This window comes from Escherichia sp. MOD1-EC5990 (assembly GCF_002965285.1).
Taxonomy (GTDB): domain Bacteria; phylum Pseudomonadota; class Gammaproteobacteria; order Enterobacterales; family Enterobacteriaceae; genus Escherichia; species Escherichia coli_F.
In genome coordinates this window covers 62,225-72,317 of sequence record NZ_PTRV01000025.1, presented here as the reverse complement: position 1 = coordinate 72,317, position 10,093 = coordinate 62,225, and the positions used below count along the sequence as shown (strand labels likewise).

Here is a 10,093-nt window from a genome sequence, read left to right as displayed (position 1 = left end):
GGGCCGAGGCTCCCCACCGGCGCGGGCGTTTTTGTCCGGTAACTGCTGTAGGTGCGGGAGAGGATGAACGGCAGCGGTCCGGGCAGGGCAAGGTCGGTTTCGCCGGGAAGGACCTTTGCACCGAGCAGGGGATTGACCGGATAACCGGATGTCACCCCGCCGGGGCACACCGAACAGGCCACACCGGTTGGGGCACCAATGCGCACCCCGGCAGAACCCTGAACAATGCTACCGCCATACTGCGTCATATCGCCCTGACGCGCCGCCGGTTTTCCGCTCATCGTAAAATCCTTTTCTATTATTTTAATGACAGTATCTTCATACGAAAAAGCGAAGAAAAACTTGTGGTCACAATGAATTGAAGATTTTTAGGAATATATTTAGAACGTTACAAAAGAGAAGGTTCGGATAGGGTATTTAGAGAGGAATCAGGTGTGCTAGTGGCCCTTTGTTGATCGTTCACCAAAGGACCCAATAATAGGCTTAATCTTCCTTCGGCAAGCACTGCAAATGCCCGTGCCGCACGCCTCGCTGGGCGATAACGTCATCGGCAAAATGTTGCACATCGCCCATGTCACCTTTCAGCACGGCGATTTCCAGGCAATCGTCGTGATTGATATGCACATGCAGCGTGGCAACCGAGAGATCGTGGTGATGGTGCTGCGTGGAGACAATACGGCTGGCTAAGTCGCGTTTTTCGTGTTCATACACATACGACAGCACCGCGAAACCTTGTGTGCCGTGCTGCTGGGTGGCCTCTTGCGCCAGAGCGCTACGCAAAATATCGCGGATAGCTTCGGAACGGTTGTTATAACCACGACGCTGGCTCAGGCTGTCCAGCGTCTCCAGTAAATCGTCATCAAGGGTGATGGTGACTCGTTGCATTGACTTAAACCTTTTCTGTGGCGCGACGGCGCACTGGGAATGCGGGTAATACCGCGTTTTGTAGCACACGTCCGGCGTCAGAGGAAAAGGTTAATTTATCTCCCACCACCTGGGTTTCGACAATTTGCCCGTTATCCATCACCATCACCCGCTGACAGAAGCGCTCCACCAGACGTAAGTCGTGGGTGATAAACAGGCAGGCGGTGCCAAACTGCTGTTGCAGCTTTTTCAGCAGGCGAATGACGCCCGCCTGTAACACGAGATCAAGGTTGGAAACGGCTTCATCCAGAATCAGCAGTTTCGGTTCGACCGCCAGCGCGCGAGCCAGGCAGACGCGCTGGAGCTGACCGCCGCTTAACTGCGGTGGGCGTTTGTCGAGCACGTTATCGTCAAGATCGACCGCCTTCAGCATTTCGCTGGCGCGCGCCAGTTGTTCCGCTTTTTTCAGCGATAGCAGGTGGCGCATCGGTTCACGCAGGATCTCGCGCACGGTTTTGCGCGGATTCACGGCGCTGATGGAGTCCTGAAATACCATCTGAATATCGCGGCGGAACGCTTTACGCTGGGCGCGATTGAGCTTTGCCAACGATTCGCCGCGCCAGCTAATATTCCCTTGTGAGGGCGACTCTAACCCGACCAGCAGTCGCGCGAGGGTACTTTTTCCGCAGCCGCTGCGTCCCAGCAGGGCGACGGTTTCACCGCTTTTCAGGGTCAGGGAAACGTTATTCAGCACTGCCTGATGCTGATGCTTACCGCTGAATCCACCGTGTGCGTACTGGTGTGAAAGGTCGGAGACGTTAAGTAAAGTCATGATGCCAGCTCCATACCATAAAGCGCGAGGTGAGCAGAAACCAGGCTGCGCGTTACCGCATGTTTGGGGGCGTTAAACAGCGTTTCGACATCGCCCTGCTCAACAATCTTACCGTGAGACATCACCGCCACATCGTCTGCCAGACGCGCTACCACGCCCATATCATGGGTAACCAGCAGCATTCCCGGCGCTTGTTTTTGCATAATGCTTTCCAGCAGATCCAGAATGCGTGCTTGCGCTACTACATCAAGATCGGTGGTCGGTTCATCGGCGATGATAAACGGTGATTCACATAGCACTGCCATCGCAATCATCATGCGCTGCAACATGCCGCCGCTCATCTCGAACGGGTACAGCTTCAATACGCGCGCGGCGTTTTCCAGCCCCACCGCTTCTATGGCAGCGGTAAGCGTAGCGTCATCGGCGGGTTTCCCCAGTGCCTGGCAAGTTTCCCGCGCGTGCGTGTGCATGGTGTGCAGCGGATTAAAGGCACTGCGCGGGTTCTGCATGATAGTGGCAATTTTGATACCGCGCAGTGCGCAGGGAGAAACCGGTTTGCCATCTGCCAAAATTTCCCCCGCCGTCTGGCGAACGCCAGCGGGCAGAATGCCCAGCGTCGCAGCGCAGGTCAGCGACTTCCCGCTGCCACTACCGCCGACTAACGCCAGCACGCGTCCGCGTTGCAGGGTTAACGATACGCCGTGTACCAGCGGTTGCGCGGCCTGTAGCGCGATATTACGTAGTTCAATCTGTTGCGGCATTAGTGTGCGTGCTCCGTCACCAGATGAGGGTCCAGATGATCGCGCAGTGCGTCACCCACCAGGTTAAAGGCCATCACGCTGATAAACAGCGCCAGTCCCGGCCAGAACATTTGCAGCGGCTGGGTCCAGATATACTGACGTGCATCGTTAATCATCACGCCCCATTCGGCGGTCGGGGCGGTCACGCCGAGACCGAGGAAGGACATCCCCGCGACGTGTAGCATCATATGGCCGATATCCAGCGTCGCCAGCACCAGCAGTGAAGGGATCACCGCGCCCGCCAGATGATCGATAAACACCCGCACATGGCCTGCGCCAGAAAGCCGTGATGCCAGCACAAACTCGCGCTGGCGCAGTGAAATCACCAGACTGCGCACCATGCGCGCGTACCACGCCCAGTGCGACAGGGCGATGGCGATAATTACGTTGGTCAACCCGGTGCCGAGCACGCCGACCATAAAGAACGACAGAATCGACGTCGGGAAGGTCATAAACATATCCGCCACACGCATGGTGGCCTGATCAACGCGCCCGCCAATCAGCCCGGCGCTGCCGCCAATAATCAGCCCTAACGCCAGCACTAACAGCAGGCAGGCCATTACCGAGCCAAGCGACACACGGGTCGCCGCCATCAGCCGTGAGAAAATATCGCGTCCTAAGTGATCGGTACCCAGCCAGTGCTGTGCATCCGGAGAAAGCAGACGCGACGGCAAATCAATGACCTGGGGATCGTATGGCAGCCACCACTGGCTGGTGAGCGCAATCAGTGCCAGCAGGGCGATAATGATGAGCGCCAGGCGTACCGACCAGCGAGAAGAGAGGAAAAAGTTCACGCGTGGGCTCCTTCATGACGACGAATGCGCGGGTCCAGCGCGGCGTTGAGCAAATCGACAATCAAATTACAGACCACAAAAACCACCACCATCATCAGCGTAAAGCATTGGATCACCGGATAGTCACGGTTAAAAATCGCCGACACCGCATAGCGCCCGACGCCCGGCCAGGCAAAGATGTTTTCGATAATCATCGTCCCGCCAATCAGTTCGCCAATGTGCATCCCCACGGCGGTGATCATCGGCAGCGAGGCATTGCGCAGGATATGGCGGCGTTCGGTCTGTTTGTCGTTCAGGCCGCGCAGTCGCGCCCAGGTCACATGACGCTGACCCGCGACGTCCAGCATACTGGCGCGCAGCAGACGCGCGTTAATCGCCAGCGACATAAAAGCGATGGAAACCGCAGGCAAAATGATATGCTGCCAGCCGCCGTAACCCATCGCGGGCAGCCATTGCAGATACACTGAAAATGCCATCACCAGTAAAAACGCCAACCAGAAGTTAGGCATCGACACGCCAAGAAACGCGATAATACGCACGGCGAAATCCGGCAGGCGGTCGCGATGGCGCGCCGCCCAGATGCCGAGCGGCACGGAAGTGAGCAGAATTAACACTAGCGCCGCGCCCGCCAGTTCCAGCGTGGCGGGTAGGAAGGTCAGCATATCGTCCAGCACCGGGCGTTGGCTGGCGAATGAGATACCAAAGTCAAGATGCAGCGCTTTCCACAACCAGGTTCCGTACTGCACGTACAACGGCTGATCCAGCCCCAGCATGGTGCGGGTAGAAGCCAGCATTTCCGGCGTCGGCGGCAGGTTAGACAGACGCAGATAATCGAGCGCAGGGTCACCGGTGCCGAGGCGCAGCATCAGAAAAATGATCACCGAGGCGGCGAGCACCATCGGGATCAGCAGCAGAAAGCGGCGTAATACATAACGCAACATTAAGGTTTCACCGGTTTAATTTGTTCGAACGGGATTTCGGTGGCGATCGGCGCGTAGGGGATGTTACCCAGTTCCGGTTTTGAAACCACCATCATTGAGATATAGCTGATGGGCAGATAAACCGCCTCGTCATGCAGACGGGTCAGAATGTCGCGATACAGTGCCTGACGTTGTGTTTCGTCGTGTGTCGCCAGCACTTCGCCAATCTCTTTATCAATCAGTGGCTTGTCGGCTAAACCTTGCTGTGCCTGGAAGTCAGCGTGCGACGGTACGCGCATTGAACTCAGGAAGGCGTGTGGATCGTATGGCGCGCCCCAGGTACGGTGGAAAATCATGCCAAAACGACCGTCGCGCTGACGAGCATAGATACTGCTCTCTTCTTCGCCGATCAGCGTGACATCCGCGCCAATCTGGCGCATATCAGCCTGAATGATTTCGGCCATTGATTTGCTTAACGCATCGGTGCCGATGAACGACAGTTCAATGCGCAGCGGCTGACCATTTTTCTCGCGGATGTCTTTGCCTGCGGGCAGCGTCCAGCCTGCTTGTTCCAGCAACGCTTTCGCTTTCTGCGGATCGTACTGGCGCGGTTTCAGGCCGAGATTGGCATAGGGCACGGAAGGGGCAAACAGGGTGTCGGCGACCTGCTGGGTGCCATACAACGCGTTATCGATCAGCGATTTTTTGTTTACCGCGTAATTGAGAGCTTCACGTACGGCCAACTCGTTGGTGGGGGCTTTTGCAGTATTGAGCGCCAGCATCACGGTTTCGATCGGCTGTGACAGTTGGGTGTGGTAAGCCGGGTTCTGGCTAAAGCGGGCGAAGGTATCGAGCGGTAATAGCCCTTCATTACCGTATAGCAGATCGATATCGCCGGTTTCAAACGCCACCGCGCGGGTGGTCGGGTCCGGGATCACGTTAAAAGTGATCTTTTTAATCGCCGACTTTTCGCCCCAGTAGTTTTCGTTACGGACGAAGACATCGTATTGATTCAGTTTCGATTCCTGCAAAACCCACGGCCCGGTGCCAATCGGCGCTTTAATCCCGTTCATGGTTTCATTATTTTTAAACTGCGAGGGGGCGATAAAGCGGAAAGGACGGGGCAGGGCCAGTTCTTGCAGGAAAGGGTAGTAGGCGCTTTTCAGGGTGATTTGCAGCTCGGTTTTACTGAGAGCTTTGACATCAACAATCTGGTTTGCCAGCTCCAGCCAGGCGTGACGTTGACGGTTGTCGAGCACAGCGCGGAAGTTTTCTGCCGCGGCCTCTGCATCAAACGGTTCACCGTTAGAGAATTTCACATCATCACGCAGGGTGAAGGTCCAGGTTTTGCCATCTTCTGAATGGGTCCAGCTTTTTGCCAGCCACGGGCTCACCGAGCCATCTGCCTGATATTTCACCAGTGGTTCATAAACCATGCTCTGGGCGAACATCTGGTTGGGTGTGTAAAGGTGCGGGTTTAGTGGCCCGACATTCACCGGCCAGGCGGTGGTGATTTCATCTGGTGCAGCGGCATGGACGATAAAAGACGCACAAGCCAGCAGCGCAAATAGAGTGCGGCGGAGTGTGGAGAGCATGGTAACCCCAATGGATTAAAATAGATGGCGGAAATAAGTATGACGATTTTAAATATTCGTCATACTGATAACCTGTTCTGGATCAATAGATGGGCAGTCGGATAGGCTGATCAGTTAATTGAATCGATCCATTGCACACTGTCGGCGGTGAGCGTAAAGGGAGTAGGGGTGCAGATCGCCAGACTTAAATTTTCAAGCTGACAATGGCTGACTGACAGCGAGGACTGATAGGTGATGTCTACGCTGACGATTTGCCAGGCGCTGCCGCCACGTTGTTTAACGATGGCTTCTTTGCGTGTCCAGATGCGCCAGAACATTTCCAGTTGCTGATCTGGATGCACGGCGTCCATCTCGGCATGTTCTCCGAGGCTGAACACCGCGTTCGCCAGCCAGCGCCAGTTGGCACGCGGGCGAATCACTTCGATATCGCAGCCGACTTCGCCCTCATCGCTCAACAGTAGGGCAATATCGTCACCGCTATGGCTTAAGTTGAACCATAGCGGCGTTTCCGGCGCGAATGCAGGTTTGCCTTGTTCGCCATAGATGATCTCCGGTAGCGGGGAAAGCGTGTGTGAAAGCAATGCACGCCCCGCCAGCCAGCGTTCGCGCCGTGGGCCTTGCGGTGCTTGCTCGCGCAAAGCCGGTGGCAGTGGAGCTGCGCTTAAGGTCGAAACTTTCCCCAGAACTATCCGATACATATCAGGGCCAACGTTTTATGATGATGGATGTATTAATGCCGCCAAAGGCAAAGTTGTTACTCTGCAAAAACTCACAATCAATCTTGCGCGCTTCATGCATGATGTAATCCAGCTCGCCACAGTTAGGGTCTGGTTTATTCAGGTTTAGCGTAGGCGCAAACCAGCCTTCTCGCATCATTTGCAGACTCATCCAGGCTTCGAGCGCGCCACAGGCACCAAGCGTATGACCAAAATAACTTTTCAGCGAGGAGAGCGGCACATTATCACCGTAAATGGTTGCTGTCGCCAGACTTTCTGCCACATCACCACGATCGGTCGCCGTACCATGCGCCGAAATATAGCCGATATCACTTGCACTTAACCCGGCGATTTTTAACGATTTTTCCATACAATATTGCATGGTCTCACGCTGAGGCTGGGTAATATGTGCCGCGTCGCAGTTGGTGGCAAAGCCAACGATTTCACCGTAAATGGTCGCGCCGCGCGCTTTGGCGTGCTCCAGTTCTTCGAGAATCAGCGTGCCTGCGCCTTCGCCAATCACCAGCCCGTCGCGGTTTTCATCGAACGGTGAAGGGGTGGTTTTCGGCGCGTCATTATGCTGGCTGGTGGCGAAAAGCGTATCAAATACCGCCGCTTCTGAAGGGCATAACTCTTCGGCGCCACCAGCAACCATCACCGTTTGATAACCGTGACGAATGGCTTCCCACGCATAACCGATCGCCTGGCTGCCGGAGGTACAGGCGCTGGAGGTTGGGATCACCCGTCCGCGCAGGCCAAAAAATAGCCCGGTATTAACGGCGGTGGTGTGCGGCATCATCTGCACATAGGTGGTGCCAGTGATGTTGTTCGTGTGCTTTTCCGTCAGCATGGTGGCGAACTCGCTCACCGGACCGGTACTGCCGGTCGATGAACCGTACGCAATGCCCGTTTCACCGCTGGTTAATATCGGATCGCCAATCAACCCTGCCTGCTCTAACGCCAGCTCGCTGGCTCGGGTCGACATTTGCGACACGCGGCCCATCGCACGGATACGCTTGCGGGTGTAGTGCTCCGGTAGCGTAAAATCATCAATCGGCGCGCCAAGCAGGGTGTGCAGACCATCGTAGACCTGCCACTCCGGCATTTTGCGTACTGCATTCTCATACGCCAGCAAACGCGCGGAAACGTCCTGCCAGTTTTCACCAAAGGCAGTCACGCCACCCATTCCTGTAATCACTACGCGACGTGTCATAACATCCCTCCGTTGATGGAAATAACCTGGCGGGTGACGTAACCCGCAATATCAGACATTAAATAACTGGCAAGCCCGGCAACTTCTTCCGCCTGGCCCATGCGTTTCATGGGGATCATCGACATTGCCTCTTTCAGAGCGCTCTCTTCCATTTCGATCATCCCGGTATCAATAAGCCCCGGCGCGATGCAATTGACGGTGATTTTGCGCTTCGCGAGTTCGATAGCCAGTGCTTTTGTTGCGCCGATAATTCCGGCTTTGGCAGCGCTGTAGTTCACCTGGCCGCGATTGCCCATTACGCCGGAAACCGAGGACAACGTGATGATGCGTCCACCCTGGCGTGCGCCGATCATCGGCATAATGCACGGCTGAATGACGTTGTAGAAACTGTCGAGGTTGGTGTGGATCACCGCATCCCAGTCGTCATCGCTTAAAGCCGGAAAAGCGGCATCGCGGGCGATCCCGGCGTTACTAACCACGCCGTACCAGGCACCGTGTTGCGCGATCTCGTGCTCCAGCACTTCCCGACACTGTTCGCGGTTTGCGACGTCGAAACTGAGCAAACGCCCGTTACCACCGTTGGCGACAATGGTATTCAGCGTTTCCTGAGCGCCTGTGGCGTCACGGTGATAGTGAACGCCAATATTAAAGCCGTCTGCCGCCAGTTGGCAGGCGATGGCGCGACCAATGCCTTTGCTGGCACCAGTAACCAGAACTGAACGACTCATCAGGACGCTCCTTGTTGAAACAGGGTGGTAAGTTCTTCCGCAGTCGGCTGGAAGGTGTTAATGCGGCCCGTTGCCTCGCTGTCGTTGATGCTGCACTCAAAACTGCCGAAGCGTTCATCTTGCATCAGCAGTTTGACGGTAATGGTCAGCGTCTGGCCTGCGGGCAGAATGCCAGCGGCGCAAAGCAATTCACGCGCGCCCAGTACCATCCCTAACTCAATACTGTTTTTGCCCTGCTGGTGGCGATGCCAGCCAGACCAGACGCCGACGGTTTGCGCCATCAGTTCAAGGGCAAACCAGCCAGGGAGATTGCCGTCCGGGTCGAGAAACGGTGCCAGTACACCACTGGGCGAAACCGTCACGCGGCACACGGCGCTGTCATCGCTGACGCTCACCACTTCTTCCAGCAGCAACATGGGCGCATCGTGGGGCAGATAAGCGCCGGGTGATAAATAGTGGCTCACGAAACCCTCCCGAGCAGAATGCTGGCGTTATTGCCGCCAAAGGCGAAGGAATTGGACAGGATCACCGGACGTGCCAGCGGCTGTGGTTTTTCGATAATGCCGCACGGTGGCAGCGTGGGATCGCGTGGCGACAGGCTGAAGTCCTGAGCGGGCAGCGGTAAATCACGCTGTAAGATCAACATACTGATTGCCGCCTCGGTAATGCCCGCCGCGCCCAGCGTGTGTCCGGTCAAATGTTTGGTGGAGCTGCACGGTACGCGTTCGCCAAACAGGGCGTTAACCACTATTGATTCAATCTGATCGTTGAGTTGTGTGGCGGTGCCGTGCAGGTTGATATAGCCGACGTCATCTGGCGTAAGCTGCGCATCGGTCAGCGCCTGGTTAATAGCGCGGATTGCCCCTTCGCCCTGCGGATGCGGGGCCGAAATATGGTAAGCGTCGCTTGATTCACCAATGCCCAGTAACGCGATGGGCTGCGGTTCACGGGTCAGCAGCATTAGCCCCGCGCCTTCGCCAATGGTGATGCCCGCACGGTCACGACCAAACGGCTGACATAAGGTTGGCGACAGCGATTCGAGGCTGTGAAAACCGTTAATTGGCATCCGGCTCAGGGTGTCTGCACCACCCACAATGGCGGCATCGACCAGCCCCGCTTCGATAAGCCTGCGCCCGCTGATCATCGCTCTGGCGCTGGAAGAGCAGGCGGTTGAAAGAGTATATGCCGGGCCGTCGAGCGCCAGCCAGTGGCTGAGAAAACGCGACGGATCGCCGAGTTCCTGCTGCGCGTAGTGCCATGTGGTGCTTGGCTGCCCGTGGGTGCGCAGGTTAACGTGCGTGTCGCCTTCATGCAGGCCGGAGGTGCTGGTGCCAAGCACAATCGCAATGCGCTCGCGGCCATATTTTGCGATGGCGTCATCAACCTGCGGCTGGATCTGCGCCAGCGCCGCCAGCAGGATCTGATTGTTGCGCGAGCGGTGCGCAGCGAATTTTTCCGGGATAAGCGGAAGCTCGCCATCCACGCCAGCCAGGACCGTCTGCGGATGCCCCTGCAACCAGCCTGCGCGTGGGCGCATTCCGGGAGCAACACCGCGAGTCAGGTTGGCTGCGATCTCATCAAGATTATTTCCCAGGGCGTTGATCATGCCAACGGCGGAAATATAAATCATA

General features: G+C 56.5%; 12 protein-coding genes. All 12 read right to left on the bottom strand.

The window, feature by feature from the left end; translation table 11 throughout:
- Positions 1–281 (bottom strand): DUF6531 domain-containing protein (locus tag BEB42_RS21960; protein WP_201798036.1); only part of this gene is annotated, 281 nt, incomplete at its 3' end.
- 202 nt (positions 282–483) lie between these two features.
- The gene (gene nikR, locus BEB42_RS21955) at positions 484–885 is read right to left on the bottom strand and encodes a nickel-responsive transcriptional regulator NikR (protein ID WP_001190062.1); all 402 of its coding nucleotides are present in this window, start codon (positions 883–885) and stop codon (positions 484–486) included.
- 4 nt (positions 886–889) lie between these two features.
- On the bottom strand, positions 890–1,696 hold the full coding sequence (gene nikE / locus BEB42_RS21950) for a nickel import ATP-binding protein NikE (protein ID WP_074497160.1): 807 nt from the start codon (positions 1,694–1,696) through the stop codon (positions 890–892).
- The gene (nikD, locus tag BEB42_RS21945) at positions 1,693–2,457 is read right to left on the bottom strand and encodes a nickel import ATP-binding protein NikD (RefSeq protein ID WP_001136245.1); all 765 of its coding nucleotides are present in this window, start codon (positions 2,455–2,457) and stop codon (positions 1,693–1,695) included. Before nikD ends, nikE begins: the two co-directional genes overlap by 4 nt.
- A complete protein-coding gene (gene nikC, locus BEB42_RS21940; protein WP_001008971.1) occupies positions 2,457–3,290 on the bottom strand; it encodes a nickel ABC transporter permease subunit NikC in 834 nt (277 codons plus the stop codon). The genes nikD and nikC overlap by 1 nt, the downstream gene beginning before the upstream one ends.
- Positions 3,287–4,231: a nickel ABC transporter permease subunit NikB gene (nikB, locus tag BEB42_RS21935; RefSeq protein ID WP_000947081.1), complete on the bottom strand. Its 945-nt coding sequence runs from the start codon at positions 4,229–4,231 to the stop codon at positions 3,287–3,289. The genes nikC and nikB overlap by 4 nt, the downstream gene beginning before the upstream one ends.
- Complete coding sequence (nikA, locus tag BEB42_RS21930) at positions 4,231–5,805, bottom strand: nickel ABC transporter substrate-binding protein (RefSeq protein WP_000953384.1); 1,575 nt, start codon at positions 5,803–5,805, stop codon at positions 4,231–4,233. The genes nikB and nikA overlap by 1 nt, the downstream gene beginning before the upstream one ends.
- Positions 5,806–5,915: 110 nt before the next feature.
- Positions 5,916–6,503, bottom strand: coding sequence for a 4'-phosphopantetheinyl transferase AcpT (gene acpT, locus BEB42_RS21925; RefSeq protein WP_105267558.1), 588 nt, complete (start codon positions 6,501–6,503; stop codon positions 5,916–5,918).
- Between the two features lies 1 nt (position 6,504).
- Positions 6,505–7,734, bottom strand: a complete 1,230-nt coding sequence (locus BEB42_RS21920) for a beta-ketoacyl-ACP synthase (protein ID WP_000198467.1) — start codon at positions 7,732–7,734, stop codon at positions 6,505–6,507.
- Positions 7,731–8,462 (bottom strand): 3-ketoacyl-ACP reductase FabG2, encoded by a 732-nt coding sequence (locus tag BEB42_RS21915; RefSeq protein ID WP_000091667.1) that lies wholly within the window; start codon positions 8,460–8,462, stop codon positions 7,731–7,733. Before BEB42_RS21915 ends, BEB42_RS21920 begins: the two co-directional genes overlap by 4 nt.
- Positions 8,462–8,926, bottom strand: coding sequence for an ApeP family dehydratase (locus BEB42_RS21910; RefSeq protein ID WP_000020251.1), 465 nt, complete (start codon positions 8,924–8,926; stop codon positions 8,462–8,464). Before BEB42_RS21910 ends, BEB42_RS21915 begins: the two co-directional genes overlap by 1 nt.
- Positions 8,923–10,092: a beta-ketoacyl-[acyl-carrier-protein] synthase family protein gene (locus tag BEB42_RS21905; protein ID WP_001353614.1), complete on the bottom strand. Its 1,170-nt coding sequence runs from the start codon at positions 10,090–10,092 to the stop codon at positions 8,923–8,925. Before BEB42_RS21905 ends, BEB42_RS21910 begins: the two co-directional genes overlap by 4 nt.
- Between the last annotated feature and the right edge of the window lies 1 nt (position 10,093).

Bases quoted from the DNA above. Each gene is read 5' to 3' on its own strand.
- acpT (WP_105267558.1), bottom strand. From the start codon at position 6,503: ATGTATCGGATAGTTCTGGGGAAAGTTTCGACCTTAAGCGCAGCTCCA.
- nikA (WP_000953384.1), bottom strand. From the start codon at position 5,805: ATGCTCTCCACACTCCGCCGCACTCTATTTGCGCTGCTGGCTTGTGCG.
- BEB42_RS21915 (WP_000091667.1), bottom strand. From the start codon at position 8,462: ATGAGTCGTTCAGTTCTGGTTACTGGTGCCAGCAAAGGCATTGGTCGC.
- nikR (WP_001190062.1), bottom strand. From the start codon at position 885: ATGCAACGAGTCACCATCACCCTTGATGACGATTTACTGGAGACGCTG.
- nikB (WP_000947081.1), bottom strand. From the start codon at position 4,231: ATGTTGCGTTATGTATTACGCCGCTTTCTGCTGCTGATCCCGATGGTG.
- BEB42_RS21905 (WP_001353614.1), bottom strand. From the start codon at position 10,092: ATGATTTATATTTCCGCCGTTGGCATGATCAACGCCCTGGGAAATAAT.
- BEB42_RS21920 (WP_000198467.1), bottom strand. From the start codon at position 7,734: ATGACACGTCGCGTAGTGATTACAGGAATGGGTGGCGTGACTGCCTTT.
- nikE (WP_074497160.1), bottom strand. From the start codon at position 1,696: ATGACTTTACTTAACGTCTCCGACCTTTCACACCAGTACGCACACGGT.
- nikD (WP_001136245.1), bottom strand. From the start codon at position 2,457: ATGCCGCAACAGATTGAACTACGTAATATCGCGCTACAGGCCGCGCAA.